We start from the raw sequence: 26,916 nt of genomic DNA on the forward strand, positions 1-26,916 counted from the left end.
ATCGGTGGGATGTCACGGAAGCGATTGCACACCCACGGGATGAGCATCGTGGAGTCGTTATCGCCCAGGGACTTAGTGGAGGTGGATGTGGTGGGCAGACCTTGTAACTGGTGGTGTATGTGGTCAGTAACGTGTGTGAGCACCATGCCACTGTCCTCGTGGCGTCTGCTGTGGGTGAGCAGGTCCTCAGTGATCAACATGGCGTTGGCGGAGAAGGATGTCTAATTACGTAAGCTGGGAGGTGTTGGTTGCGGTGAGGAGCTGAGCCTTAGCGGCGTATCTCTTATACTGCACATAGGCTGATCCCCTTCCTGTTCTGTTATGGTAGATGGGCATTTCTCTGGTGAGTGTTTCCGCAGAGTTTTTCTTAGATAAGAGAAAAATTTGATGCCCTTATCTGGATTGACAATTTTCTTATTTAAGCTGTAGTCTATTATCTCCCCTATCCTTCTTTTGGTAGGATCGCTCGATTGTTGAAGCTTTTTAGATTCTGACTTGGACCATTTTTAAGGAAAGTATATTCCCTGAATTATGGGAAAAATGGTTCTATTCTTTTATCTCGATAGTAGGTCATGTACTCTATCGGTGCGAAAGGTCGCTCTGCCGGGCAGGTGTATGCTGAAACTTTCTCGTACATCTTTACTGCATCTTCGGCGTTGTCTCCGATGATGACCACATCATTGCGAGGCGGTATGGGGCGCTGTCGCATGACTTCTGACACCCGCTCGATTCCTTCGATCCACAATCGGGCGTCTGGATCGATCCATTCTGTTAGGGAAAGTATTTTCTTTAGTTCGATTCCTGGGTCGTGCTCTAGGGGTGAGTCTTGATGTGCGCAACGATTGCGGATCGCGCGCATGTCGTGAACCGCGTTGTAGACTACCTTAATTATTCCCGGCGAGTTTGGGAATGCTCTATGGAGAGATTCTCCCCATAGAGACTGATTTTCAGTTTTGTTTGGATCGAGCAGGCTCAGCCAGAATCCCAGGGTGAGTTTGGATATTATTGCATCGGGTGTGGCGGTTTTGGTAGTTTCATCTTTTCGCTTTTGTGCGGCTGCGGTGATGGCGGGCAGATCTTGTTGCCAGGGATATTTGAGCGGATGAACCTGTGAAAGTTGTTCCATCATTGTGTTGCGGAGAAGTACCTCGGCGTGATGGATGCATTCCGATAGGGCTGATGATTACGTGTGCGTTCCACTCGTAGAGTTTCCATGCTACGGCTTCATCATGATCGCAAGCGGTGAGGAAGGAGAGAAACGTGCAGGTGAGACCCAGGATATCTTGCGTGACATGGATAGATGGTATCATGTGCCCCACATACCGCCTCTGGCTTTCTGGTCACGCGGTGGGGTTCGCTCCGTTGCCTCTGCCTTACGGCACGCATGGGCGAACCCCTTCTGGTTTTTCGGCCCTACGCCCTCAGGTAGGACAGTACCGCCGCCGCCCCCGCGCGGGTGGCGGCCTGAACGGTCGGCTCGTAGTCGGGGAGGAAGGTGGGCATGTGGTTGACGGGCACGTCCTGCCCTACGCTGTTATTCGTCACCGCCTTGTCCCACACCTCGCGCGGGGTGCACCCCACCAGCCAGAAGAGATAGGGCGCGCCGAGGGCGCGGGGGATGTGCGAGAAGTCCTCGGACACGGTGGAGCGGGCGGAGTCCACGGAGTCGGGGCCAAAGACGTCGTCAAAGACGGGCCGCACCCGCTCAAACACGGCAGGGGAATTATCGGTGAGTTCCCCGTGGGAGAAGAACTCGAACTCGGGGGCGACGGTCGCGCCGGAGGCCTCGCACTCGGCGGTGACCACGCGGCGGATGGCGCGCAGCACGTGACGCTTGACGTCCTCGTTGTAGAACCGGCAGTTGAGCACGAGCTCGGCCGTATCGGGGATGATGTTGTTGGTACTGCCGGAGTGTAGTGATCCCACGGTCACCACCGCGAACTCGTTGGGATCCACTTCGCGGCTCACGATTCCTTGCAGCCGCACCACGATCATGGCGGCCAGGTAGGTGGGGTCGATGGCGCGGTGCGGCATGGAGCCATGGGCGCTGCGCCCGGTGAGGGTGATCTTGAGGGAGTTGGTGGAGGCCAATTGCGCCCCGGGCATGGTCTGCACCTGGCCGGCGCGCCCCGGCATGACGTGTTGGCCGAAGCAGACGTCGGGCTTGGGAATAAGGCGGGCCAGGCCGTCGGCCACCATCGCGTCCGCGCCGGTGCCGGTCTCCTCGGCGGGTTGGAAGAGCGCGACGAAGGTGCCCCTCCAGTGCTCGCGGGAGGCGTCGAGAAGTGCGCACACGCCCATCAGGGCGGTGGTGTGCATGTCGTGCCCGCAGGCGTGCATGACGGGGGCGGTGGAGCCATCGGGGCGGGCCTGGATGCGGGTGGAGGCATAGGATACGTCGGTGGTTTCTTTGACGGGGAGGGCGTCGAAGTCCGCGCGCATGAGTGCGGTGGGGCCCTCGCCGTTGCGAAAGATGGCGACGATCCCGAAGCCGCCGATTTGGGTGATAACCTCGCAGTCAAAGCGCTCCAGCATCGTCTCGATGCGCTGCGCGGTGGCGCGCTCGAGCCCGGAGAGCTCCGGGTGCTCGTGAAGGTCCTCGTAGAAGGCGCGCTGGAAGGTGAGATCGACGGAACTGGTCTGCAACAACTGAGCGATGGTGCCCATCGGTGACGTTTCACTCCTAGAAAAATGTGGGTTCGCACCAATCATAGAACCATTCCCGATCATTTCTAGTTAGGCTTGCCTCATGCCTAAGATTCAATTCGACGTGTTGATCCCCCGCGATCCGGCCGAGCGGCTGCGCGCGGCCTTCTCTGATGCCAGCGAGCGGCTGCGCGCCACCGGCAGGGCACGCAGTGCCGAACTCTCCTTCGACCCCCATCCCCAGGTGGCCGAGGGAGTGGAGGAGAAGCTCCGCGAGATCTTCCGCGCCGAGCACGAGGGGCGCGATCTCGATGGCGCGGGCGTGCGGCGCTACACCCTCGACGTGGACGGGGTGGAGGGCTCGATCAACGAGCTGGCCATGAGCCTGTCTCGGATGCTCACCCCGCAGGCCGACCTCCCGCAGGACCCGGTGTTGCTGGCCAACGAGGCCGCCCACGAGCGGCCCGCGCATTACCCCTGGACGGTGGAGGTGCGCAGGTAATCCTGGGCGATGCGCCGTCCGGCGTCGGTGAGTTGGGCGCGATCATCCGAGGTATCGCTCAGCAGGGTGACCCGGGTCCCCGGCGGTGTTTCCCCGGACACGGAGCTGGTGGCCACCGCCACCGGGGTGTGGTGGGGGCGGGCGAGGTCGAGCACGGTGCCCACCACCTTGCCCCGGGTGGACTGGCGATCCAGGCGGCCCTCGCCGGTGATGACGAGGTCCGCCCGGGCGATGAGTTCCGGCAGGTCCAGCGAGGCGGCTACCACGGGCGCGCCGGGCAACAGGCGGAGGTGGGAGTCGTTTCCGTGCAGGGTGCGCGAGAGCCAGGTCAGGCCGATGCCCAGCCCGCCGGCGGCACCCATGCCGGGGGTGGTGGGATCGACCCCGAGGAGCGTGCAGAGGTGGTCGAGGCCTCGCTCGAGGATCGCCACGTCCTCCGGTTCGGCCCCCTTTTGCGGACCGAACACGGCGGCCGCGCCCTCGGGGCCGGTAGCGGGGGAGCGGACGTCGCATAGCAGCACCCATTCGCTGGCGGCGGCGGGGATGTTGAGCTGCGCGGTATCGATGTCGGCGATGGCGCAGAGGTAGCCGCCGCCCTTGGGCACGGCGCGGCCGCGGGGATCGAGAGGGGTGGCTCCCAGGGCGACGAGGATACCGGTGCCGCCATCGATGGTGGCGGTGCCGCCGAGTGCCAGGGTGATGGTGCGCGCCCCGCGGGTCTGGGCGTCCGCGATGAGCACGCCGGTGCCGTAGGTGTCCCCGGTCAGCGGCACGGGGCGGTCGATGACCGCGGGTAACCCTGAGGCGGCCGCTACGTCGATGTAGGCGGTGGCGGTGGTGTCGTCGTAGACGTAGCTGGCCTCGGTGAGGCGCCCGGCGGCGTCCGTGGTGGGCAGGGTGATGGTGCGCCCGCTAAAGGTTGCCGCGGTGCCCTCGCCTCCGTCGGCCATCGGAGCCAGGGCGATCTCGGCGTGCGGTAGCACCTCGCGCACGCCCGCTCCGAGGTACTCTGCGGCCTCCTGGGCGCTGGCGCGGCCTTTGAACGAGTCGGGTGCGATAACGACGCGGGCGGATGGCTCGGCGATGGTTTTTTCGGTCACTCGACCAATGGTACTTACCCGTCCTGAGCATGGGAAATGTCCGATCGAGGAGGGAAAGCTGTTCCGTTCGGGCAATACCTGTGCTTTAATTGAAATATCTCGATCACATGCTGGCCTCGGTCACGCCGCGCGAGCACGCACGGCGGCGGGAGCCGCGAGAGAAAGGAACCCCCGTGTCCATTGAAGAGCAGGTATCCAGCTACTACGACATGTTGCTCAAGCGCAACGCAGGAGAGCCGGAGTTCCACCAGGCCGTTGCCGAGGTGCTGGACTCCCTCAAGATCGTGCTGGAAAAGGACCCCCACTACGCCGACTACGGCCTGATCCAGCGCCTCTGCGAGCCGGAGCGTCAGCTCATCTTCCGGGTGCCCTGGGTGGACGACGAGGGCGTGGTGCAGGTCAATCGCGGCTTCCGCGTGCAGTTCAACTCCGCCCTGGGCCCCTACAAGGGTGGCCTGCGCTTCCACCCCTCGGTGAACCTGGGCATCATTAAGTTCCTGGGCTTCGAGCAGATCTTTAAGAACTCCCTGACCGGCCTGCCCATCGGTGGTGGCAAGGGTGGCTCCGACTTCGATCCCAAGGGCAAGAGCGACGGAGAGATCATGCGCTTCTGCCAGTCCTTCATGACGGAGCTGCACCGCCACATCGGCGAGTACCGTGACGTTCCCGCTGGCGATATCGGCGTGGGTGGGCGCGAGATCGGCTACCTCTTTGGCCAGTACCGACGCCTGGCCAACCAGCACGAGTCCGGCGTGCTCACCGGCAAGGGGCTGACCTGGGGCGGCTCCCTGGTGCGCACCGAGGCCACCGGCTACGGTGCGGTGTACCTCACCGAGGAGATGATGAAGGCCCACGGGGAGAAGCTCGATGGGGCCAAGGTTGTGGTGTCCGGTTCCGGCAACGTGGCGATCTATGCCATCGAGAAGGCTCAGGAGCTCGGGGCCACCGTCATCGCGTTCTCCGATTCCTCCGCCTGGGTGGAGACCCCGGGGGGTGTGGATGTGGAGCTGCTCAAGGAGATTAAGGAAGTACGCCGCGCTCGCGTGTCCGAGTACGTAGAGGAGGCGCAGGGTGCCGTGCTGCACACCGAGGGGAGCCTCTGGGATCTTGCGTGCGACGTCGCCCTGCCGTGCGCCACGCAGAACGAGCTCGACGGCGACCACGCCCGAACTCTGGCGGGCAACGGCTGCCGCTACGTGGCGGAGGGCGCCAACATGCCCTCCACCGCCGAGGCGATCGAGGTGTTCCGCAAGGAGGGGGTGCACTTTGCCCCGGGCAAAGCCGCCAACGCCGGTGGCGTGGCGACCTCCGCGCTGGAGATGCAGCAGAACGCCTCCCGGGACTCCTGGAGCTTCGAGTACACCGATGAGCGCCTGCACAAGATCATGTCCAATATCTTCAAGGCGGCGGATCGCACCGCCAAGGAGTACGGACATGAGGGTGATTACGTCGTGGGCGCGAACATTGCCGGCTTCAAGAAGGTGGCCGATGCCATGCTGGCTCAGGGTATCATCTAAGGCTCATTACTCCTGGTAGAGGGGCTCGCGTCGGTAGGCGCGGGCCCCTTGTGGGTATGGGGGTGGCGTGTTTGGGAGGGGGTGAGGGGATCGTGAGGGGCAAAAAATTTTCCACAAAAACTTGTGTGGTGCGGCGAGGGGGGTGTTAGTATCCCTTTTGGTAGCAACAGGAAACAATAAAGTGGCTTCTCTCACCCATGGGGGTATCGAGGGGCTGCTATCACGTAGGCCCAACGAAGGAGCAAAGCCATGGGGCATATTAGGAAGATCCGATTCACGGCCATCATGGCGGGCAGTGCCCTGGTCACGGCGGGCATGGGGGTAGCGATGGCCCAAGGCGGACTGTCGGCCAACCTGGCGTTGTCCAACACCATCTTTTCTATGCAGGTGGGCGCCATGGAGGCTCAGGGTATGAACCTCTTTGTGGACAACGAAGTCATGCGCGACGGCAATACGGGCGTGACCCGCCTGCGTCTCGACGAGGCCACCATCAGCGACATGTGTATGTCCATGCCCATCAACGTTCCGGGTTTGGGGGAACGTAAGTTCCAGATGATCGCCAATGGCCCCAGCACCACCGCCTCGAACCTGGTGATCGGGGCGAAAAACCTGGAGGGCGCCCTCACCATGATCAAGCCGCAGATCGGCGTGGATGCCCAGCAACTTTCCGATCAGGCGGAACCCGGGGCCAGCGCCATCGTGGCGCAGGGGCTGGTGGCCAGCGACCAAAAGATTAAAGCCGCCTCCGTTTCTGCCGATAAGCTCACCGCTGCCGGGGCGAAGATCACCATCGAAGAGGTGGGGAAGAGTGTCTGCTAAGAATGCCCCCGTGGAGGGACTAAGCGAGGAGACCCGCGACCTTGGCTTCGTGGTAGAAGAAGCCACCGGAACCGGGAAAAAGGAGGAGTCCGAGGCCGTGCGGTCTGCCTCGGATCGCAGCGAGGCCGGGGTCGTGCCCGCCGTCGATAAACTAGAGCGGGGCAACAGGCGCTTCACCTCGTGGCGCACACAGCGTCCCTTCGGGGCGGGGCTGGTGATGATCTGCGCCGGGGCGGTTATTCTGACCCCCGCCTATCTTGCCTTCGAGATCTCCAATATCCAGGTGCAGGTCTCCACCATCTCCGGCGTATCCACCCTCATCATCGGGGTGTTGCTCATCGTCTGCGGATTTCTCACCTGGTTCAAAGGCGAGGGGCGCATTCTCACCGGCGTGGTATCCCTGATCCTCGGTGTGGTGGCGTTGCCCACCTCTAATTTCGGTGGCTTCGGCGTGGGAACATTACTGGCCCTGCTGGGTGGGGCGCTGGCGCTATCCTGGACGGAACGAGACAAACACCCCAGGCAGCGGCGGAGGAGACGACGGCGAGCCGCAGGCAGCGGCGCCGCGGCTGCGGTGGCGGCCACGGCGCTGGCGGTCACCGCGGGCCAGCCCCCCACAGCGGAGGCCAACCCGCCCCTGCTGCCCCGTATCCAGGACGTCATCCCCTTTTTGCCGCGAGAAGACCACGCCGCGCGAACCCACGACCAGCCCGCCGAGTCCCCACAAGGTCCACAGGCCGCGCCGGGAACCCCCACGATCCCGGGCCTGCCTCCGCTGCCCACGGGGGAGGAGTTGCGGGAGCGCGGCGAGGACATCCTGCGCGGGCAGTTTCTGGACAAGATCGGCCAGGCCCCGTTGCCGCCGATCCCCGGCATTGATCTCGCCCCTCCGGAGCCCATTGCCTGGGCCGTGCCGCCCAGTGGTCATCGCTACACCGTGATGACGGATAAGACCTCCCTGGTGGGCAACGTAAAGTTCTCTTACGTCACCATCGATACCGCCGAGGGGCCGCGCCAGGCGATCAGAATTGACGCGGATCACGCCATTCTCGATAATCTCTCCGTGCGTTTTCCCGGCGATGCCTCCGGGGTACCCCCGGTGTGGAAGCGCAGCGGACCCGGCGCTATCACCACCCTCAATGGCAATTTTCATATCATCGTCCACTCCGTAGAGGTCACTCCGCAGGTAGCAGGGGTGACGCTGCCGGTTGCCCTGAATCTCAGCGCGGACATGCCCCCGGAGGAGCTCAAGTCTGCCTTATACACGCTGGGCGTGGGGGTACCCGACGCGTTGTCCGATCAGATGGTGATGCTTAACGGGACGATGGATACCTATTACATCTCCTCCGATGACCTGATCGCCTCCCCGGCGACGACATTCGGGGAATAACGCGAGGCATACATATATCGTGGTGCCCGCGATGCCTCACGCTCGATCGACGCTTCCCTGTGGGAAATATCCGCAGGGGGTATCGCTGACCAGCGCTAATGATACGTTCGCGGGCTAACAGGTAGCATTTTTTTCATGTACCGCGTATTCGAAGCCCTGGATGAACTGGTTCAAACAGTGGAGCAGGCTTACGGCGTGCCCATGACCTCTAACTGCATGGTGCCGCGCAACGACGTGCTCGCCCTCCTCGACGATCTGCGCAATGCCCTGCCCATCGAGATCGATGACGCCCAAGATGTCCTGGACAAACAGGATGAGATCCTGCGCGGTGCCGAGGAACGCGCGAGCACCATCGTGGGTGACGCGGACGCCCAGGCGGCGGAGATCGTCGATGGCGCTCACCGCGAGGCCGAGGAAATGGTGGCTGACGCTCAACACCGCGCCACCACTCTGGTGGCGCGGGCGGAGGAGGACGCGCACCAGACCGTGAGTCGAGCCCGCGCCGAGGCCGATGACACGCTCTCGCGCGCGCAGGCGGAGGCCGATCGACTCATTGCGGACGGTAACGATTCCTACCAGCGCAGCGTGGACGAAGGCCTGGCGGAGCAGAATCGCCTGGTCTCCGAGTCCGAGGTGGTACGCCGGGCCAACGAGGAGGCACACCGCGTGGTGGACGCCGCGCACGCGGACTCCAAGAAGCTACGCAGCGAATGCGATCAGTTCGTGGATGGCAAGCTCGCGGACTTCGAGGAGACGCTCTCCGGGGTGCTGCGCACGGTATCGCGAGATCGGGCGGCCCTGCGCCGCGGTGCGGGGGCGGCCGGCACGGGGCGGGAGTCCCGCGAGACGTATGATTATGAGGACGAGCGCGCGGGGTAAGCTGAGCACGCTATGAACTCACCTTTTGTTTTTGACGTCACCGGCCTTGTGCACTCCTCCACACCTCAGCGCCGCAGCCTTTCCGGCCCCTCGCCGGTGCGTATTGGCGCGGCGATGATCGCCGTCGAGGAAGGAGAGAAAGTGAGCGTGGAGGCGATGCTCACGCCTCTGGGTACCGGTGTGCTCGTGGACGCCCAGGTGCAGGCCCCGCTGCGCGGGCAGTGCGTTCGCTGCTTAGCTCCCTTGCACCAGGAGGGGAGCTTCCACATCAATCAGTTCTTTACGGATTCGGCGGACCTCATTACCGGCGAGGGGGAGGAGGACGAGGAGGATATCCCGCAGATCGTGGACGATCGCGTGGATATTCAGCAGGCGGTAACCGATGAGGTGGGGCTGAACCTTCCGTTCAACCCCTCCTGCCCAGACGGTTGCGCGCAGGAGGAGGCGGGGGTTCCCGCCCCGGATGGGGTCTCCGGGCAGGACGAGGGCGGCCTGCCGGACCCACGCTGGGCGGGGCTGGAGAAGTTCCTGTGATGAAAAAGAAACGACTCAGTGGGCAGGAGGCCCTTGACGCCGCCTTCGAGGCGGTCAATCACCGACCGCTGCTCGATAAGCTCGGCGTGGAGATCAGCGACGAGGGGCTGCGTCTGGCGCTGACGCATCGTTCTTTTGCTAATGAAAACGGTATGCTGCCGAACAATGAACGCCTTGAGTTCTTAGGCGATGCGGTCCTGGGGCTCTCGGTGGCCACGCAGCTCTACGCACAGTATCCCTCCAGCCCGGAATCGGAGATTTCGAAAATGCGCGCCGGGATCGTCTCCCGGTACGGCTGCGCGGATATTGCGCGCGATATCCATCTAGGCGATCACATCCTGCTGGGCAAAGGAGAACTGGCCACGGGGGGCAGAAAGAAGGAATCTATCCTGGCCGATACCACCGAGGCGATCTTGGGGGTGATCTACCGGGAGCACGGTTTCGAGGTGGCTCGCGAGGTGATCCTGCGGTTATTTGGCCACAAGATCGATACCGCCACGGCCAAGGGCCGCCACGAGGACTGGAAAACGGTGCTCCAGGAGCGCCTGGCGCAGCTCAAGCTGCCCATGGCCACCTACGAGTCCACCTCCACCGGCCCGGAGCACGAGCTGGTGTTTACCGCCCACGTTGCCGTCCACGGGCGCGTGGTCGGCTCGGGGAGCGGGCAGAACAAAAAAATCGCTGAGCAGGAAGCCGCCCACCGGGCGTGCCTGGCGTTGTCCGATCCCCAGGTGTGCGCCGAGGTGAGCGCGGAATCGAGCGATGCCTGAGCTGCCGGAGGTGGAGGTGGTGCGCAGGGGTCTGGCGCGCCACGCGGTGGGTCGTCGCCTCCACCGGGTGCAGGTGTGGCACCCGCGGGCCGCGCGCCATCAACCCGGAGGGGGAGTTGCCCTTGAGCGCGCCCTGGAGGGCGCCGAGCTTACCGGGGCGCATCGCCGCGGCAAGTTCCTCTGGCTGAGTACGGATCGCCTGGAATGTCTGTTGGTGCACCTGGGCATGAGCGGCCAGATGCTCATCAAGGAGCAGCCGGAGGCCCACCCGCACCTGCGGGCGAGCGCGCGCCTTGGCCCGCTGACCGATGCGGGCTCCGCCGAGGGCACCTGGTTGCAGTTCATCGACCAACGCACCTTCGGCTACTGGCGCGCTACGCCGGCGGACGAACACGGCATCCCGCTGCCGGTGGCACACATCGCCCCGGACCTCCTGGATTCCTCCCTAGATATTTCTGCGCTGGCCCGCCGCATCAAGGCGCGCCCCACGGAGCTCAAAAGGGTGCTGTTGAATCAGGAGATCGTCTCCGGGATCGGCAACATCTACGCCGACGAGATGCTGTGGCAGGTCGGCCTGCACGGTCGACAGCGGGCCAGCCGGGTGAGCCAGGCTCGCCTGGAGGAGTTGCTGCGGGCGGGCCGCGAGGTCATGACCAAGGCCCTGGCACAGGGCGGCACCTCCTTCGACTCTTTGTATGTGAACGTCAATGGTCAATCCGGGTATTTCGAGGTCAGCCTGCGTGCCTACGGGCGTCAGGGCCAGCCGTGCGCGCGTTGTGGCACGCCGATCGTCCGCGAGGCTTTCATGAACCGCTCCTCGCATTTTTGCCCCACCTGCCAGCGGCCTCGATAGCTGCCGATACCGGGGCTAGACCCGGCGGGCGGCGACGTCGGGCCGGTGTGCGGAAGCCAGGATTTCTTCGAGTTCGGCGGTGGGAACTGGCCGACCGCGATCCGCGAGATAATCGGCTGCGAAGCCACCGTGATCGGCGGCATAGGTCTCCGTGTATGCGCCCGATTCGGGTTCGGCGCGCCACGATGCGGGGAGCTCGCCCCCATCGACAGTGTCGAAGCCCAACGAATGGATCAGAGTGATCGCTTCGTCTTTTGCTGCTGGTTCGTCCCCAAAGATGGGCAGTGCGGTGCGCGGTGCGGAGTGGGCGAGCAGGGGGATGTGGTGGGCAACGATGTTGTTGAAGGCCTTGACGACGCGCGCGCCTGGTAACAGGGACTGTTCGTACTGTGCGGTTGTGGCCTGGAGGGAATCGAGGACGGGGATGCGGCCGTCGCGGGAAGGGTAATAATTACCTGTCGAGAGGACGATCGTGTCTCGCAGCGCGTCCGTGGGCAGGCTCGGGTACGCCGTTAGCGGCACGGCGAGGACGACGATCTCTGCGGCGGCGGCCTCCTGTACCGTTCCCGCGTGTGCGCGGGGTCCTATGTCCCGGATCAGGTTGTCGAGCGAGGCGGGGCCGCGCGAGTTGGCCATCGTCGTGGAGAGGCCCGCCGCCACGGCGAGGCGTGCGATGGCTTCCCCGATGGCCCCGCTTCCTATGATTCCGATCTTGTTCATGCTTTATATCCTTCCTCCACGGTCGTGGGTGTTCGGTCGATTTCGGTGAGGACCATGTGTATCAGTCCGGGAAAGCGGCGGTCGAGTTCCTCCGTGCGCAGCCAGTTGCGGTGGCGCGTCCCGTCGGCCTTCTGCCGGATCAGTCCGGCCTCTCGGAGTATGCGCCAGTGTCGGGTCAGCGCTGACTTTGTCACACCGAACTCGGCACTGGCGCAGGCCCCTCCGGGCGTCGCGGCGATGTGGGCGACGATGGCGCGTCGTGTCGGATCGGCAAGGGCCGCCATGATGGCGAAGAGATCGAGTTCTTCTTCCGCTGGTATCGCGAGGGGGCGGGAGAGCCGACTGGCCATTGTGCATCCTCCTAAGGGGAACCGTAAGAAAATATGTACGCCCTGAAGTGTACATGATATTTTACCTACCCCCGGTCGCTGGTCCTGCAGACGCTAAGGCGCATGCTGGGGTGATCCGTGCACGCTCAAGGAGCGGAGTTACTATTCCGTGAGGCGGAAACGGTAATCTTTTGCGCATGGATTTTCTGGTCGGTGCCGTGGAGGCGTTCAACAGCATCTTTTGGGCCTGGTTGGTCGTCCCACTGCTGATCCTCTCGGGCCTGGGCTACTGCTTCCGCACTGCCCTGGTGCAGATCCGCTTCCTGCCGGACATGTTCCGCTCGGTGGTGGAAAAACCTTCCGAGATCTCCGAGGGCACCAAGGGGATCTCCGCGTTTAAGGCCTTTACCATGTCCGCCGCCTCGCGCGTGGGCACGGGCAACGTGGCGGGCGTGGCCATCGCGGTGGCCACGGGCGGCCCGGGCGCGGTGTTTTGGATGTGGTGCTTGGCGATCATCGGCGGGGCCACCTCCTTCGTGGAATCCACCCTGGCACAGGTGTACAAGGTGCGGGACAAGGACTCCTATCGTGGCGGCCCGGCCTATTACATGACGCGCGCCCTGGGGTGGAAACCGCTGGCCGTGGTCTTTGCCGTGGTGATCTGCGTGACCTACGGCTTCGTGTTTAACGCGGTGCAGTCGAACTCGATTAGCGCGGCGATTTCCACCTCGATCGGCAACGAGGGCATCCGCACCAACGCGATCATCGGACTGGTGCTCGCGGCCGTGACCCTGCTCATCGTCTTTGGGGGCGTGCAGCGCATCGCCTCTTTCACGCAGACCGTGGTTCCGGTGATGGCGGTGCTCTACATCGTCTTGGCTTTCATCGTGATCGGCCTGAATATTGACAAGGTGCCCGGCATGGTGGTCGACATCGTGGCCCACGCCTTTGGCTTCCGCGAATTCGCCGGGGCCACCCTGGCCACGGTGTTCATCCAGGGGGTGCGCCGCGGCTTGTTCTCCAACGAGGCGGGCATGGGGTCGGTGCCCAACGCGGCGGCCACCGCCTCCGTCTCCCACCCGGCCAAGCAGGGCCTCATCCAGACCCTGGGCGTGTACTTTGACACCCTGGTGGTGTGCTCCATGACCGCCTTTATCATCCTGCTGGCCGGCCAGGAACTGGATAAGGAGACGGGCGGCATGGAACTGACCCAGCACGCCCTGGCGGCTTCCGTGGGGCAGTGGGGCATTCACTTCCTCACGTTCATCATTATCTTCCTGGCCTATTCCTCCATCATCGGCAACTACTACTACGGCGAATCGAATATCGAATACCTGGCCGGCAAGCAGCGCAGCGCGCGGTGGCTGCGCATCTTCCGCGTGCTCGTGGCGATCTGTGTCTTTGGCGGGGCGATCGGCTCGGTGCCCCTGGTGTGGGCCCTGGCGGACGTCTTTAGCGGCGTGATGGCCTCGATCAATCTTATCGCGTTGATTCCCCTGAGCGGGGTGGCGGTGACGGTGCTGCGCCACTACTCCGTGCAGCGCCGCGCCGGGCTTAATCCGGTGTTTCACCGAGAGGACATTTCCCGTTCCACTCTGGGATGGAAGCACATGGAGGCCTGGGACGGGGGCGATCCCCTCACCCAGCGCCCGCGGCGCTACGAGGAACTGGACTATCAGTGACGCATGTGGATCTCCCGCAGGGCGTCACCCGCCTCGTCGCCTTCGTGCACGGACGCGTGCAGGGGGTGGGGTTTCGCTGGTGGACGCGCAGCAGGGCCCTGGAACTCGGCCTGTGTGGCTCCGCCACGAACCTTAGCGACGGCCGAGTGTGCGTGGTGGCCGAGGGTACTCGGGCACGGTGCGAGGAGTTGCTGGGGTTGCTCCGGGGAGGCGGTACGCCGGGTCAGGTGGATGCGGTGGTGGAGCAGTGGATGCTGCCCAAAGGTGAAGAAGGATTTGTGGAGCGTTAGGCGTCAACACTGCCCGGGCGTCGATAGTCTCGCGCCCTGTGGCTGCTAGAATCGTGCCACCATGCATCTCAAATCGCTGACGCTCAAGGGATTTAAATCCTTCGCGTCCGCGACCACGTTGAAGTTCGAGCCGGGAATCTGCGCGGTGGTGGGTCCCAACGGCTCGGGGAAGTCCAACGTGGTGGACGCCCTGGCCTGGGTCATGGGGGAACAGGGTGCCAAGACCCTGCGCGGCGGGAAGATGCAGGACGTGATCTTCGCGGGAGCGGGGGAGCGCAAGCCGCTGGGCCGCGCCGAGGTCACGCTCACGATCGACAACTCGGATGGCAGGCTGCCCATCGAATACTCCGAGGTTTCGGTGACCCGCCGGATGTTCCGCGACGGGGCCAGCGAGTATGAGATCAACGGGGCCAAGGCCCGCCTGATGGACATCCAGGAATTGCTGTCCGACTCTGGGATCGGCCGGGAGATGCACATCATCGTGGGCCAGGGGAAGCTCTCGGAGATTCTCGAATCGCGCCCCGAGGAGCGCCGCGCCTACATCGAGGAGGCGGCCGGGGTGCTCAAACACCGCAGGCGCAAGGAAAAGGCGCAGCGCAAGCTCGCGGGGATGCAGGGAAACCTCGACCGCCTGCGCGACCTCACCGAGGAGCTTGGCCGTCAGCTCAAGCCCTTGGCCCGCCAGGCGGAGGCCGCGCGACGAGCCGCCACCGTGCAGGCCACGGTGCGCGATGCACGGCTGCGGCTGGCCGGGGATCGCATCGTCACCCTGCGCTTGGAACTCAGCGATGCCTCACGTCAGGCCGACGTGTACCGAGACAAGGTGGTATCGCTGACCGAGGACTTGGAGGAACGCACGGAAGAGCAGGTCGGTTGGGAGGAGCGCCTGGCCGACATCGTTCCGCAGGAAGAATCCGCCCAGCACCTGTGGTTCCGCCTGTCCACGCTCACCGAGCGGGTGAACGCCACCGCGCGGATCGCCGCCGAGCGGGCCCGGACCGCGGGGCACGAGGCGCCCTATTCCGGGATGGATCCGGATCTTTTGGAGCGCCGTGCTCGCGAGGCGGACGAGGAATTCGCTCGATTGGAGGAGGCAGCGGAGATGGCCCGCGAGCGTCTCGAGGCGATCGAGGAGGAGGCCGCCGCCCGCGAGGAGGCCGCCCGCGAGGCGGAGCGCGAACACCTCGCCCAGATCAAGGCGCTGGCCGATCACCGCGAAGGCGTGGTGCGGCTGCTGGCCGCCGAGGAAAATCATGCCGCGCGGGTGAGCTCCGCGCAGGAGGAGCTGGAGCGCCATCGAGCAGCCGTCGAGGAGGCCCAGGGCCGACTGGGACAGGTTCGCGAGGAATGGGAGGCCGCGCGGGATCGCCATGAGCAGGCCGGCCAGCAGCGCGTCCCTCTGGCTCAGGCCAGCGACCGTGCCGCCGCCGAGGCCCGATCCGCCGAGGAGCGCCTGGAGCAGGTGCGTGCCACCCAGCGCGAGCACGAGCGCGAGGTGTACACGCTGAGCTCCCGGATCGAGACCCTGCGTCATACCGCGCCCCGGGCGAGCGCGGCGGAGATCCTCGAGGGAGAGCCGTGGGGAAGGCTAAGCCGGGAGATACGACCGCGCCCCGGTGTGGAGCTGGCGCTTGCCGCCGCCCTGGGGCACTACGGGGAGGCCCTGGTGGGGCCGGTGGGCGAGGAAGTGGTGGATACCATACGTCAGGCCGGCGCCGAGCGCACGGTGCTGGTGACTCGGCAATCCGGCGACACCGACGGCGTTGAGCGCCCCTGGCGCATGGACGCCGACCTTGCGGCGGGCACCGAGTGGCTGCTCGATCACGTGGAGCTTTCCCCGGCGGTGGCGGCTGCCGTCAATCGCCTCGTGGCGGACGTGGTGCTGGCCCCCGACTGGGCCACCGCGCAGGCCGCCGTGGCGGCCGATCCTCGCGTGCGGGCGGTGACGCGCCAGGGGGAGATCGCCGGCCAGGGCTGGGTGCAATTGGGCCGGGATGCCGCCAGCTCCGTGGCCGTCGAGGGCCAGATTTCCCGGGCGCAGGATGAGTTGACGGCCGCGCGCACTCGATTGGGGGAGTTGTCCGGCACGGTGGAGGGCGCCACCCTGGCCGCGCAGGAAGCACGCGTGGAGGCCGCCTCCGCCACTGCGACGCTGCGCGAGCACGACGCCCAGGCTCAGGGATGGGCCCGGGAGACTCAGCGCCTGGAGCGCACCCTGGCGGAGCAAACGACGGCGCGGGACACGGCACGGGCGCGGGTAGGCGAGGCGGAGCAGCGCCTCGCCCAGACCCGGGCCGAGCTGGCGGCGGTGCGCCAGCGCCTCAGCCTCGTGGATACCGAAGATGTCGCGGCCGAGGAGCCCTCCACCGAGGCCCGCGACAGCGCCAAGGAGGCCCTGGCGCAGGTTCGGGCGATGGAGATAGAGGCCAAGCTCAGCGCCCGCAGCGCCGAGGAGCGCGTGGAGCAGGCCCGAGGCAAGGCCCAGCAGCTGCGCCGCCAGGCGAGCCATGAGCGCGCGGCGCGAGCTCGCCACGAGCAGGCGATGGCGGCACGCCGGGCCGAGGCCGCCCTGGCCCGTGCTGTGGCGGAGGGTGCGCAGGAGGTGGCCCGCCGGGTGGAGGCCGCCGTGGGGCGCGCCGTCGCGCGCCGCGACGCGGTGAAGCGGGAAAAGGCGCAGATCGCCGCGCGCGTGTCCGGGGCCAAGGACGCGGTGAGCGCGGTGCGCCAGCAGCTGGGGCGACTGAGCGATACGGCCCACGCCGCCGAGATCGCGGTGGGACAGGCCCAGGTGCGCCTCGACGAGGCCGAGGCCAAGGCCGCCGAGCAGCTGGGCATGGCGGTGGCGGATCTGGTGGCCGAGTATGCCCCGGGGCCGGACTTTGACCGGCGGGAGCAGCAGGCCCGGCTCAAGCAGGCGGAAAAGGACCTTAGCGCCCTGGGCAAGGTCAATCCCTTGGCCCTGGAGGAATACAAGGCCCTGGAGGAGCGCTACCAGTTTCTTTCCACCCAGCTGGCGGACGTGGAGGCCGCCCGGGAGGATCTAGAAGGCGTGATCGAGGAGGTAGACGAGCGCATCCTTCGCCTGTTCATGGAGGCCTGGCGGGACGTGGAGGAAGAGTTTCCCAAGGTCTTTCACACGCTCTTTCCCGGTGGTCAGGGGCGCCTGGTGCTTACCGAGCCGGAGGATATGCTGACCACGGGCATCGAGCTGGAGGCCCGGCCGCCGGGAAAGAAGGTCAAGCGGCTCTCTTTGCTGTCCGGTGGCGAGAAATCGCTGACCGCCCTGGCACTGCTGGTGGCGATCTTCCGGGCGCGGCCCAGCCCCTTCTACGTCATGGATGAGGTGGAGGCCGCCCTCGATGACGTCAATCTGCGCCGCCTGATCAACCTGTTCAAGGAACTGCGCCGGGATTCCCAGCTCATCGTGATTACGCACCAAAAGCCCACGATGGATGTGGCCAACGTGCTCTACGGCGTGACCATGCGCGGCGACGGCATCACGAGGGTACTCAGCCAACGTATGCAGCCCGACGATACTGCAACCGAGGCCGCTACTCTAGGCTAGGTGGGCACAAGGCGTTGGCGGCGTTGGCGAAGGCGGTCGACCGCGAACGATATTTTCCGGGAAAGATTTTAAGAGGTAGAAAACACGGTGATGAGTGAGCACGGTACGGGGGCGGGTACTCCTTTTGCCGATATGACGGATTCCCTGTTGGGCTGGGCCTCGCAGGGGGAGCTGAGGCTGGCGGAGACTTTCGCGCGGCACCCGTATTTCCCCGCTGCGGGGCTCAGCAGCGATGAGATGGAGCGCTACGACAGGCTCTTTGGACTGTTCCTGTCCCGGCAGGTAGCCGCGGGCGCGGATCTTCCGGCCCTCTGGGAGGTCACCCCCGTGATGACCTCGGTGACCCTGATCTTCCGGGCGAGCCGCCTGGTGGATCGCGCGGAATTCTACACCGAGTACTTCGCCGGTCTGGGCCTGCGCTCCACCGAGGAATGGGTGGCTGCCCTGGACCGGAAGGTCCCCTCCCTCCTGGCGCGGGCCGGGCTGGAGACCCCGGAGGCCCTGGGCAGCGTGGATGCGCTGTGCTATCACGCCGGGGTGATCTACCGCGAGGTGGCTGGCCTGCTGGAGTTGCTTGATCGCCTCGACGAGCACACCGGCCCCGGGGAAACCGGCGCGCAGGAGGCCGTGGCGGCCATCCAAGACAGCGACCTGACCGCCACCGCGCTCGTGGCCGCTCAGGCTCCCGAGCGCATGGCGCACCTGGTGCGTGGGATCCAGGCCGTGCGGGCCTTTTCCACGCACCATCCCACCTCCTGGCTGGATCGAGACCGCTCCCACCTGGAGCCCGCCCTGCCCCGGCTCGTGGCCGAGGCCGTGGTGGCGGAACTGCGCGAGCGCCCGGTGGGTACCCCGGAGCGCGCCACTGCGGTGGGGGTGGCACCCCGAGAGATGCGCCCGAGGTTGGTGCTCGATCCTCGGCGCGGCAGGGTCTGCCTGCGGCTGCCGGAGCAGCGCGTGTCCACGCAGTACGTGGGCGAGGGGGAGCACGCCGAGGTGTCGTGGCGGGTGAGCCTGGCGGGTACCACCCGGATCTTCCGCACCGGTCGCCCCTGGGGCGAGCCCACCTACGCCGAGGCCTTGGACGTGGCGGTGGACAGCCCGGTGCGGGAGGCCACGGTGTTCGATACCACCAACGGGATCACCTGGGAGGTGCCGGTGGTGGACGCGGGCGATCCCGTGCTGATCTTTGCCGTCAATGGGCAGAACCTCACGGATAAGGTCTCGCTCCACCATTCGGAGCTCTTCGTGGTCGTGCCCGATGATGCGCAGCTGGTGGACGTGGTGTCCGGGCAGCCGGTGCCGGTGGTGGGCGCGCAGCCCATCCTGGGCTGGCCGGGCTGGGAATGCCGGCGGGTGGAGGCGGCGTCGATCGCCTCCCTCCAGGTGGTGCGGGTGGGCCAGGCGCCCTCGGCCATGTCGCATCTGCGCAGCGTGGATCCCCGCCAGCGGGTGCGTTTTGTGCACCCGGTGGAGCCGGTGGCACACGTGCGCACGCTTAACCGCCTGCCGGTGCATGCGCAGTCCCTGGTGGCGGATTTCCCGGCCACCGTCTCCGGACGCGAGGAGATCTGGTATTTGTCCATCTCCGCCTATTCCGGGGTGGGAGAGACCGCCGAGGAGATCGCGGAGCCGGAGCCGCTGGAGGTGCCCGCCGAGGGTGGGGCCTTCCAGATTTTTGACCCCGAGGCCTATGACGCCCCCTGGGTGGGGGAATACCTGGTGCGCCTGCGCGGGCCGCGCAACGAATCTTTCCGCCACCGCTACGCTATCGTCGAGGGGATGGTCGCCGAGACCACCATCGACGCCGCCGCGCACAGCGTGCGCATTCCCGCTCAGGGTGGGCTGTCCCCGGCTTCCCTGGCGGTGGGACACGGGGAGAAGGATTTTTCCGTTTCGCCGCGCCGCATCGCCGTGGCCCCGGCCGAGGCCGGCGCGGACTTCGTGGTGAGCACCGACGAGGGCGATAGCTTGCCGCTGCGCTTTAGCCCCCCGGCGTTGTCCTTCGAGCTGGGCATGACCACCTATCAACCGATGTGGCGCACCAGTCGCCTCTACCTGGGCACCCGGCACATCGATCCCGCCGGTCAGATCCGCGTGCGCGCCACTGGGGAGCTGGGGCGACCCCGGGTCAGCGTGCGCAACCAGCATGGTTCCCCGGTGCGTACCGTCGCGCTGAGCAGGGAGGATGCGGTGACCTACTCCGCCCCGGTGGGTGCTATCGCGCAGTCCGTGGCGGTGATGCCGGAGGGACGCCTGGAATTCGAATGGACGGATCCCGGCAGCAACAATCGCGTGTCCGTCACCCTGGCGGTGATGAGTTCCACCCCGCACGCCACGGCGGCGCGCGTGATGGATGGCGCCCTGCACTTTTCCGATCTCATGGAATCGCGCAACCTCGCCGCGTGGGTGTGGCCGGCCACCGCTCCCTGGTCGGCGGCCCGGCACCTGCACCAGGTCACGGAGGTGACCGCGCTGCCGGAATCGCTGATCGACGCCGGGGACCTTATCGTGCAGCTCTACGCCGGAGATCCCTTCGGCACCCTGCGGGCCCCGCACCGCCCCGGTGAGACGGCGTTCCGGGTGGAACAACCCGGTTACCTGGCCGATCAGCCCGAGGAGCTGGCCCGGCTTTCGGCCTTCCTCTCCGGGCAGGAGGAAACGCCGCCCGCCAGCGCCCAGGTGCTGCCGGTGATCTGGGATCACTTCGGTGCGACCACGCGGGAGCGCGACGTGGCCCACGCTATCTTCGAGGAATCCCCCCGCGCCGCCCTGCGCGGGCTCTCCGGTTCCTTGGTGCCCGCCCGCCTGCAACCGGGCCGCATGATCGTAACTGGGTTGGTCAATCATTCCTTTAACCTCGCGCAGGAGGCTCCCGCGCAGCGGGAGGATCACCGCAGCCCGTGGATCACCATCATGCTGCAGCTGGGCGAGGTGGGTGGGGCTTTGGGCCGCAGCGAAAACACCAAGGAGCTCAAGGCGCTGCTGGCGGAGCTGAAGAAGACCGCCGGGCCCGCCCTCGTTAATACCCTGCTGACCGGGCGCGATTCCACCCTGGATTCCGCCTGCATCGATGCCTCTACCGTGCGCATCGCCCACATGGATTCCGCCCAGCAGGAGCAGCTGATGAGCATGTTCTTCGCCAACGCGGACATCGTGCCGGGCCCTATCATGGAGGATGGTCCCCGCCTCATGGCGGTGTTTGAGACCTTCCGTAAACGCGAGGAACTCAATCGGCTGCTGACCTCCGAGGGGTTGGTCAAGCCCGCCGTCTCCCTGCTGCGGGCGCTGCGTAGCACCCACCGTGCCCTCTACGCGGCGGCGCGCGTGCGCTTCGACAAGCTCGACGGCGTCAATACGGAGGACAAGGATAACGCCTGGGCGTTGGCACCGGTGGTCTCGCTGGTATTCGCGCTGTCCGCCCGCATGCACGCCCACGGGTTGATGGGTAAGTCCAAAACCCTTGATGCCGCCGCGCAGGGGTGGTCGCAGCTGGCCGAGGTGGTGCCGGATCTGGTGACCGGCGACGTGATCTCGGCGGAGGCGATGGCTCTGGCGGCCTCGGCGGCGCGGGGGTAGCCGAGCCACCCAGGCAGGACGTAGCCGCGGGGCCAACAAGCTCGCCGCCGCGTGACGGAGGCATCGATCCGGTCTCGCGTGGCGGTGGGGATCAACGCGCAGTGAGGCGAGGTGGTCAATAGGCGGTCTGCCCTGCCATGATGGAGGGCATGACTACGGATTTTTGGATCATTGCTGGCATAGCGCTCCTTGTCATTCTTCTTCTGACGGCAGTTTTGGTGCTCATCGGGCGAAAAAATACCGCTGCCAAGACGGTCACCTTCGAGAAGAAGGACCAGGAGACGCCTAAGCAGCTCACGCAGCAGGAAAAATCCGGAAATTACCAGGCCAAGGGGGGCTTTAACTTTGCGACCGGGGGTTCGACGGCCGACGCCAGCGTCGCGGCTTTGACGAAGAACGCCTCGCTGACCGGTGAGGAGGCGAGCAAGGAACCGGTGCCGCAGGTCCGCCGGACGCACCCTCGCCCCTCCGCCCCCGCCAAGCGGGTCAAACCCGCGCCGGAATCGGCCCAGCAACCCGCCGCCCACGAGCCGCGGCCGGTCACCGAACCCACGGCAGAAAAATTCGAGAAGAAGGCCGAGGAGCAGTCGGAAAAGCCCGGCGTCTCGGTCGATCTTGTCCAGGATGCCCCGGAGCCGCCGCGGCCCGCGGTCCAGGAGGCCCCGCGGGAGGAGGTGCGTCCGGGGGTCGCCGTTGTCGACGAGGCGCAGCCCGAGCGTAAGCCCGTCGAGGCGGTCGAGGACGCCGTCGAGGATAAGGACGCGCGCGAGGTGGAGCCTTCTTCCGGGGAGGATGAGGTGGGGGCGGACGTTCCCGCTGAGGCCGTCGAGGCCGAGCGGCCGGAGGAGGCGATCGAGGCCGCGGCGGCAGCGGTGACCGCGCAGGCGGCGGCGGAGGCCCTGGAGAAGACCCCGGCGCCTCAACCCCACGACGAGGAACCGGTTGCGCGGGAGGAGGTTCGGGAACCCCAGGAGGAGATCGCCCCGGTGGCGGGGCGCCTGGGTCGGCTGCGCGGGAGGTTGTCGCGGTCGCAGAACGTGATTGGCAAGTCCGTGCTGGGTATTCTGTCCGCCGGTGACCTCGATGAGGACGCCTGGGAGGAGATCGAGGATACCCTGGTGATGGCGGATCTTGGTACCGCCGTGACCACCAGGGTGGTCGAGGACCTGCGGACCAAGATCGCGCAGCGAGGGGTGTCCTCCGAGGCGGAGGCGCGGACCATGCTGCGCGAGACCCTGATCGAGGCGTGCCAACCGGAGATGGATCGCTCGATTAAGGCGATGCCCTACGAGGGCAAGCCCGCCGTGGTGTTGGTGGTGGGCGTCAATGGCACGGGTAAGACTACCACCACGGGTAAGTTGGCGCGCGTGCTCGTTTCGATGGGGCACACGGTGGTGCTGGGTGCCGCAGATACCTTCCGCGCGGCGGCGGCGGATCAGCTGGAGACCTGGGGGTGCCGGGTGGGTGCCACGACGGTGCGCGGCGAGGAGGGGGCGGATCCGGCCTCGGTGGCTTTCGACGCCGTGGCCCGGGGCGTGGCCGACCAGGCCGACGTGGTGTTGGTGGACACGGCGGGTCGCCTGCATACCTCGGTGGGGTTGATGGATCAGCTGGGCAAGGTCAAGCGCGTGGTGGAGAAGAAGGCCCGCGTGGATGAGGTTCTGCTGGTGTTGGATGCCACCGTGGGGCAAAACGGCCTGATGCAGGCGCGCACGTTTAGCGAGGTGGTGGACATCAGCGGCGTGGTGTTGACCAAGCTCGATGGCTCGGCCAAGGGGGGCATCGTGTTGAGGGTGCAGGAGGAGTTGGGCGTTCCGGTGAAGCTGGTGGGCCTGGGAGAGGGATCGGACGATCTGGCGCCCTTTGAGGTGGAAGGTTTCGTGGATGCCCTCCTGGGGGAGTCCGCCTAAGGTCGAAGATTTCAGTCAGGGTGGCGCGGACCCTATGATCCGCGCCACTTTATTTTCTATTGAGTGTTAAAAACCGACTGTCCCGGGCTACATTTATCTATATAACGATAGAAAAACCGGGAAAGCAGGTGCCTCATGGATCACGACGTCCTTCTTGCCAACGCCGCGTGGGTGTTGATCTCCGCCTCCCTTGTCCTGTTGATGACCCCCGCCCTGGCGCTGTTCTACGGCGGCATGACGGGGCGGCGGGCCGTGCTCAACATGATGATGATGAGCTTCGCGGCCCTGGGTATGGTTACCGTGGTGTACCTGCTGTGGGGATGGTCGATGTCCTATGGCACGCGCTCTTGGGGCGGGGTGGTGGCCGACCCCACCGAGTTCTTCGGCCTGCGCGGCATGACTGCCGCCACGCGGGGAGAGAACGGGTATCCCGCGCTCATCGACGTCGCATTCCAGCTCACTTTCGCCGTGATCTCCACGGCGATCATTTCCGGTGCGCTGGCCGGGCGCGTGAAGTTCTCCACGTGGCTCATCTTCACCGCCGCCTGGCCCACCCTGGTGTATTTCCCCCTGGCTCACATGGTGTGGGGCGGGGGCCTGCTCTCGGAGAGTGCCGGTTCGCTGTCCGCGTGGATCTTCGGCACCGACGGGCAGGGAGAGGCGCTGGTGGCCCCCATCGACTTCGCGGGCGGCACCGTGGTGCACATCTCCGCCGGTGCGGCGGCCTTCGTGCTGGCGCTCGTGGTGGGCAAACGTCGGGGTTTCCCGCGTCGGGTACCGCGGCCCCACAACCTGCCGATGGTCATGCTGGGCGCGGCCCTGCTCTGGTTCGGGTGGTGCGGTTTTAACGCCGGTTCGGCCCTGGCCCCAGACGCCACGGCGGCCCTGGCCTGGGTCAATACCGCTGCCGCTGCGGCCGCCGGCCTGCTGTCCTGGCTGGCCACCGAGCGGGTGCGCTACGGACATGCGACCTCGCTGGGTGCGGCCTCGGGGCTGGTGGCCGGGTTGGTGGCTATTACCCCGGCCGCGGGGGCGCTCGGCCCTGTGTCCTCCCTGGTTTTGGGGGCCGTGGGTGGCGTGCTGGCCTGCCTGGCGGTGGGCTTGAAGTTTCGCTTTGGCTACGACGACTCCCTAGACGTGGTGGGAGTGCACCTCGTGGCGGGGTTGTGGGGAACCGTGGGCCTGGGTCTGCTGCTGGGGGACCTCAAGCTCACGGTCGTCCAGGCCCTGATCGCGGCGGTGGCGGTGCTGTTTTCCGGCCTGTTGACCGCGGCGATTGCCCTGGCCTTGAAGGCCACGGTGGGTTGGCGCGTGGATCGGGAAGAGGAATACCACGGCGTGGATTACGCTCAGCACGCGGAATCCGCCTATGACATCGCCGGAACAAAGTAGGATGAGGCAGCGTGGAGACACGCTCAAGTGCGAAGGAGAGCAGTAATGAAACTCGTCACCGCAGTGGTCAAGCCCTTTACCTTGTCTGATATTCGGGAGAGCCTCGATGCCCTGGGTATCTACGGCATGACCGTGACCGAAACCCAGGGATTCGGTCAGCAGCGGGGTCACACGGAGCTTTACCGCGGCGCGGAGTATGCCACGGAGTTTGTGCCCAAGGTCAAGGTGGAGGTGTTGGTCGAGGACGCCGCCCTCGACGACGTGGTCACCGCGATCACGGAGGCGGCCTACACCGGGAAGGTGGGCGACGGGAAGGTATGGGTCAGCCCCGTGGAACAGGTGGTGCGGGTGCGCACCGGGGAGCGCGATCACGAGGCCTTGTGAAACCGTCGCTGGACGCCGTGGAGGTGCCCGTCGGCTGTGCGCTGGCGGCCACCGGCTCCGTGGCCAGGGGGGAGGCCACGGAGTACTCCGATATTGATCTGGTTTTGCTGCACCCGGAGGGCGAGCAACCCGATACAGGGGAGGTGGAGCGCCTGTGGCATCCCATCTGGAACGCCGGCCAGCGTCTCGATCACGCGGTGCGCAGCCCCGCCGACTGCGTGGAGCTTATCAGCCGGGAGGCCACCGCGGCCCTGGCGCTGCTGGATCTGCGCCACCTGCGCGGGGATGAGACCCTGACCGCGCGGTGCCGCGAACGCGTATTACGTGCGTGGCGCAGGGAGCTGAGCCGTAATTTCAACGCGGTGGTGGATACCGCGATTGCGCGGTGGCGTCGCTCCGGCTCCCTGGTCACCATGACCCGACCCGATCTTAAGCACGGTCGCGGTGGACTGCGCGATATCGAGCTCCTGAGGGCCCTGGCGCTCGGCCATGTGTGCGACATGCCGGATCTCAGCGCCGAGCGGGCCCTGCTCCTGGACGTTCGCGCTCGCCTGCATCGGCACGCGCGGCGGCGCCGGGACGTGCTCGACCCCGAATTTGCCGCCGAGATCGCACGGGACCTGGGTTTCGAGGACCGCTACGCCCTGGCGCGCGCCCTGGCCACGAATGCTCGCCGCGTGGAGTCGGAACTCACCGTGGCCCTAGCCCAGGCGCGGGATCTCCTGGGGGCACGGGCCCGCAGGCGCCTTCGCCGTCCCCTCGACGTGGACGTGGTGGAAGACAATGGGCAGATTGTGCTTTCGCGCCAGCCCCGCCTGGACGATCCCGGCCTGCTGTTGCGGGTGGCCGCGGCCGCCGCGCGCACCGGCCTGCCGGTGGCGCCGCGCACCTGGGCGGAGGTGTCCACCCTGCCACCGTTACCGCAGCGGCTGCCGCGCCAAGCCGCCTCCGATTTCCTTTCCCTCCTGAACTCCCCGGAGCACAGCGCCCCGGTGATCCGCCAGATGGACGCCCTCGGTTTGTGGGAGACGCTGGTGCCGGAGTGGACGCACATCCGGGGCAGGATGCCCGCCGAGCCCAGTCACACGCACACCATCGATGAGCACACCCTGGGGGTGGTGGCGCGCTGCGCCTCGGCCAAGACCACGGTGTCGCGCCCGGATCTGCTGCTGCTCGCGGCGCTCTACCACGACATCGGCAAGGGGTATCGCCGCCCGCACGAGCTCGTGGGCGCGGAGCTGGTGGCGCGCATGGGCACCCGGCTGGGGATGAATCTTCGGGAGCGCAGCTGCGTGCAAACCCTCGTGGCAGAGCACACCACGCTGTCCCGTTTGGTCACTACTCGTGATCCCGGGGCCGAATCCACCGTGGACGAGCTGCTGCGCGCCGTGCACTACGACCTGCTCACCCTGGAGCTGCTCACCGCCCTGGCACCGGCGGACGCCCAGGCCACCGGGCCGGGAGTGTGGAATCGCCGCCTGGCCCACGGCATCGCGCAGCTCAGCGGGCAGGCCCGGAGCCACCTCGCGGAGCTTTCTCCCGCCCCGCCGCTGGTGCATGCGCCCTCGGAGGTGGGGGTGCGGGGTGCCACCGTGTACTGGCGTTCTACCGAGGGAAAGGACGTAAGCGACGTGCTCGCCGCGATCGCGGCTAAGGCCTGGACCATCGACGCCGCCCGTGTCCTCACCCGCGCCACCGGACAGGTACACGCCGAATTCGAGGTGCGCTCCACGGTGCGGCCCACCCTGGACGTCCAGGACTTCGTGCGCGCCTATCACTCGGGGGTCTACCGTGACCTGCCGGTGGTGACGTCTACCCATACGGATACGTATTGGCGCGGTTCGGTGGTGGAGGTGCGCACCGTGGACGGCGTCGGCGCGCTCGGCGCGGTGGCCGGGGCCCTCGCTACCGCGCGCTGGCTGACCATGCGTAACGTGGGCGGTACCATGATCGTGCAGGCCCAGCTGCCGCAGGGTATCGAGCGCGTCGCAGTGGAACGCGACATCGCCCGGGCCGTGGGCGGTAACGTAGACTAATCGCAGCAGTGAACAACCC

General features: G+C 66.2%; 21 protein-coding genes. 16 read left to right on the forward strand and 5 right to left on the reverse strand.

What is annotated here, in order from left to right; translation table 11 throughout:
- Nucleotides 1-529: 529 nt before the first annotated feature.
- The gene (locus H7347_RS01570) at nucleotides 530-1,129 is read right to left on the reverse strand and encodes a hypothetical protein (protein ID WP_152820655.1); all 600 of its coding nucleotides are present in this window, start codon (nucleotides 1,127-1,129) and stop codon (nucleotides 530-532) included.
- A gap of 284 nt (nucleotides 1,130-1,413) precedes the next feature.
- Nucleotides 1,414-2,667: an amidohydrolase gene (locus tag H7347_RS01575; protein ID WP_152820657.1), complete on the reverse strand. Its 1,254-nt coding sequence runs from the start codon at nucleotides 2,665-2,667 to the stop codon at nucleotides 1,414-1,416.
- Nucleotides 2,668-2,749: 82 nt separating this feature from the next.
- Between H7347_RS01575 and H7347_RS01580 the strand changes: the two genes are divergently transcribed.
- A complete protein-coding gene (locus H7347_RS01580) occupies nucleotides 2,750-3,148 on the forward strand; it encodes a hypothetical protein (RefSeq protein WP_152820659.1) in 399 nt (132 codons plus the stop codon).
- Here H7347_RS01580 and H7347_RS01585 read toward each other — a convergent pair.
- On the reverse strand, nucleotides 3,118-4,248 hold the full coding sequence (locus tag H7347_RS01585) for a glycerate kinase (RefSeq protein WP_186337099.1): 1,131 nt from the start codon (nucleotides 4,246-4,248) through the stop codon (nucleotides 3,118-3,120). The genes H7347_RS01580 and H7347_RS01585 overlap by 31 nt on opposite strands.
- Before the next feature lie 173 nt (nucleotides 4,249-4,421).
- On the opposite strand from H7347_RS01585, the gene gdhA reads away from it, so the two are divergent.
- From gdhA to mutM, 7 genes are all read left to right on the forward strand, one after another.
- Complete coding sequence (gdhA, locus tag H7347_RS01590; protein ID WP_370513880.1) at nucleotides 4,422-5,765, forward strand: NADP-specific glutamate dehydrogenase; 1,344 nt, start codon at nucleotides 4,422-4,424, stop codon at nucleotides 5,763-5,765.
- A gap of 249 nt (nucleotides 5,766-6,014) precedes the next feature.
- On the forward strand, nucleotides 6,015-6,584 hold the full coding sequence (locus H7347_RS01595; RefSeq protein ID WP_152820663.1) for a DUF6230 family protein: 570 nt from the start codon (nucleotides 6,015-6,017) through the stop codon (nucleotides 6,582-6,584).
- A complete protein-coding gene (locus tag H7347_RS01600; RefSeq protein ID WP_152820665.1) occupies nucleotides 6,574-7,974 on the forward strand; it encodes a DUF6114 domain-containing protein in 1,401 nt (466 codons plus the stop codon). The genes H7347_RS01595 and H7347_RS01600 overlap by 11 nt, the downstream gene beginning before the upstream one ends.
- A 135-nt stretch (nucleotides 7,975-8,109) precedes the next feature.
- Nucleotides 8,110-8,853, forward strand: a complete 744-nt coding sequence (locus H7347_RS01605; RefSeq protein WP_152820667.1) for a DivIVA domain-containing protein — start codon at nucleotides 8,110-8,112, stop codon at nucleotides 8,851-8,853.
- A gap of 12 nt (nucleotides 8,854-8,865) precedes the next feature.
- Nucleotides 8,866-9,387, forward strand: a complete 522-nt coding sequence (locus H7347_RS01610; RefSeq protein WP_152820669.1) for a DUF177 domain-containing protein — start codon at nucleotides 8,866-8,868, stop codon at nucleotides 9,385-9,387.
- Complete coding sequence (rnc, locus tag H7347_RS01615; protein ID WP_152820671.1) at nucleotides 9,387-10,157, forward strand: ribonuclease III; 771 nt, start codon at nucleotides 9,387-9,389, stop codon at nucleotides 10,155-10,157. Before H7347_RS01610 ends, rnc begins: the two co-directional genes overlap by 1 nt.
- A complete protein-coding gene (gene mutM / locus H7347_RS01620; RefSeq protein ID WP_152820673.1) occupies nucleotides 10,150-11,010 on the forward strand; it encodes a bifunctional DNA-formamidopyrimidine glycosylase/DNA-(apurinic or apyrimidinic site) lyase in 861 nt (286 codons plus the stop codon). Before rnc ends, mutM begins: the two co-directional genes overlap by 8 nt.
- 15 nt (nucleotides 11,011-11,025) lie before the next feature.
- Here mutM and H7347_RS01625 read toward each other — a convergent pair whose 3' ends face one another.
- Both H7347_RS01625 and H7347_RS01630 read right to left on the reverse strand, forming a co-directional pair.
- Nucleotides 11,026-11,730, reverse strand: coding sequence for an NADPH-dependent F420 reductase (locus H7347_RS01625; RefSeq protein WP_152820675.1), 705 nt, complete (start codon nucleotides 11,728-11,730; stop codon nucleotides 11,026-11,028).
- Nucleotides 11,727-12,080 carry a helix-turn-helix transcriptional regulator gene (locus H7347_RS01630; protein WP_152820678.1) on the reverse strand — a complete coding sequence of 118 codons (354 nt, stop codon included), beginning with the start codon at nucleotides 12,078-12,080 and terminating at the stop codon, nucleotides 11,727-11,729. Before H7347_RS01630 ends, H7347_RS01625 begins: the two co-directional genes overlap by 4 nt.
- 176 nt (nucleotides 12,081-12,256) lie before the next feature.
- On the opposite strand from H7347_RS01630, the gene H7347_RS01635 reads away from it, so the two are divergent.
- From H7347_RS01635 to H7347_RS01670, 8 genes are all read left to right on the forward strand, one after another.
- Nucleotides 12,257-13,741, forward strand: a complete 1,485-nt coding sequence (locus H7347_RS01635; RefSeq protein ID WP_152820680.1) for a sodium:alanine symporter family protein — start codon at nucleotides 12,257-12,259, stop codon at nucleotides 13,739-13,741.
- Entirely contained in the window at nucleotides 13,738-14,031 is a 294-nt protein-coding gene (locus tag H7347_RS01640) for an acylphosphatase (RefSeq protein WP_370513881.1), read from the forward strand. Before H7347_RS01635 ends, H7347_RS01640 begins: the two co-directional genes overlap by 4 nt.
- A 61-nt stretch (nucleotides 14,032-14,092) precedes the next feature.
- Nucleotides 14,093-17,596 (forward strand): chromosome segregation protein SMC, encoded by a 3,504-nt coding sequence (gene smc / locus H7347_RS01645; protein ID WP_152820684.1) that lies wholly within the window; start codon nucleotides 14,093-14,095, stop codon nucleotides 17,594-17,596.
- 90 nt (nucleotides 17,597-17,686) lie between these two features.
- Nucleotides 17,687-21,175, forward strand: a complete 3,489-nt coding sequence (locus tag H7347_RS01650; protein ID WP_227658939.1) for a hypothetical protein — start codon at nucleotides 17,687-17,689, stop codon at nucleotides 21,173-21,175.
- 149 nt (nucleotides 21,176-21,324) lie between these two features.
- The gene (gene ftsY, locus H7347_RS01655) at nucleotides 21,325-23,085 is read left to right on the forward strand and encodes a signal recognition particle-docking protein FtsY (RefSeq protein WP_152820686.1); all 1,761 of its coding nucleotides are present in this window, start codon (nucleotides 21,325-21,327) and stop codon (nucleotides 23,083-23,085) included.
- A 135-nt stretch (nucleotides 23,086-23,220) separates the two neighbouring features.
- Nucleotides 23,221-24,477 (forward strand): ammonium transporter, encoded by a 1,257-nt coding sequence (locus H7347_RS01660; RefSeq protein ID WP_152820688.1) that lies wholly within the window; start codon nucleotides 23,221-23,223, stop codon nucleotides 24,475-24,477.
- Nucleotides 24,478-24,522: 45 nt separating this feature from the next.
- Nucleotides 24,523-24,861: a P-II family nitrogen regulator gene (locus H7347_RS01665; protein WP_152820690.1), complete on the forward strand. Its 339-nt coding sequence runs from the start codon at nucleotides 24,523-24,525 to the stop codon at nucleotides 24,859-24,861.
- The gene (locus H7347_RS01670; RefSeq protein ID WP_370513882.1) at nucleotides 24,858-26,897 is read left to right on the forward strand and encodes a [protein-PII] uridylyltransferase; all 2,040 of its coding nucleotides are present in this window, start codon (nucleotides 24,858-24,860) and stop codon (nucleotides 26,895-26,897) included. The genes H7347_RS01665 and H7347_RS01670 overlap by 4 nt, the downstream gene beginning before the upstream one ends.
- Nucleotides 26,898-26,916 lie beyond the last annotated feature (19 nt).

Source organism: Corynebacterium sp. zg-331 (assembly GCF_014267345.1).
Lineage (GTDB): Bacteria > Actinomycetota > Actinomycetes > Mycobacteriales > Mycobacteriaceae > Corynebacterium.

Bases quoted from the DNA above. Each gene is read 5' to 3' on its own strand.
- rnc (WP_152820671.1), top strand. From the start codon at position 9,387: ATGAAAAAGAAACGACTCAGTGGGCAGGAGGCCCTTGACGCCGCCTTC.
- H7347_RS01595 (WP_152820663.1), top strand. From the start codon at position 6,015: ATGGGGCATATTAGGAAGATCCGATTCACGGCCATCATGGCGGGCAGT.
- H7347_RS01580 (WP_152820659.1), top strand. From the start codon at position 2,750: ATGCCTAAGATTCAATTCGACGTGTTGATCCCCCGCGATCCGGCCGAG.
- H7347_RS01650 (WP_227658939.1), top strand. From the start codon at position 17,687: ATGAGTGAGCACGGTACGGGGGCGGGTACTCCTTTTGCCGATATGACG.
- H7347_RS01630 (WP_152820678.1), bottom strand. From the start codon at position 12,080: ATGGCCAGTCGGCTCTCCCGCCCCCTCGCGATACCAGCGGAAGAAGAA.
- H7347_RS01635 (WP_152820680.1), top strand. From the start codon at position 12,257: ATGGATTTTCTGGTCGGTGCCGTGGAGGCGTTCAACAGCATCTTTTGG.
- H7347_RS01625 (WP_152820675.1), bottom strand. From the start codon at position 11,730: ATGAACAAGATCGGAATCATAGGAAGCGGGGCCATCGGGGAAGCCATC.
- H7347_RS01575 (WP_152820657.1), bottom strand. From the start codon at position 2,667: ATGGGCACCATCGCTCAGTTGTTGCAGACCAGTTCCGTCGATCTCACC.
- H7347_RS01610 (WP_152820669.1), top strand. From the start codon at position 8,866: ATGAACTCACCTTTTGTTTTTGACGTCACCGGCCTTGTGCACTCCTCC.
- H7347_RS01605 (WP_152820667.1), top strand. From the start codon at position 8,110: ATGTACCGCGTATTCGAAGCCCTGGATGAACTGGTTCAAACAGTGGAG.
- smc (WP_152820684.1), top strand. From the start codon at position 14,093: ATGCATCTCAAATCGCTGACGCTCAAGGGATTTAAATCCTTCGCGTCC.
- H7347_RS01665 (WP_152820690.1), top strand. From the start codon at position 24,523: ATGAAACTCGTCACCGCAGTGGTCAAGCCCTTTACCTTGTCTGATATT.
- ftsY (WP_152820686.1), top strand. From the start codon at position 21,325: ATGACTACGGATTTTTGGATCATTGCTGGCATAGCGCTCCTTGTCATT.
- mutM (WP_152820673.1), top strand. From the start codon at position 10,150: ATGCCTGAGCTGCCGGAGGTGGAGGTGGTGCGCAGGGGTCTGGCGCGC.
- H7347_RS01660 (WP_152820688.1), top strand. From the start codon at position 23,221: ATGGATCACGACGTCCTTCTTGCCAACGCCGCGTGGGTGTTGATCTCC.
- H7347_RS01570 (WP_152820655.1), bottom strand. From the start codon at position 1,129: ATGATGGAACAACTTTCACAGGTTCATCCGCTCAAATATCCCTGGCAA.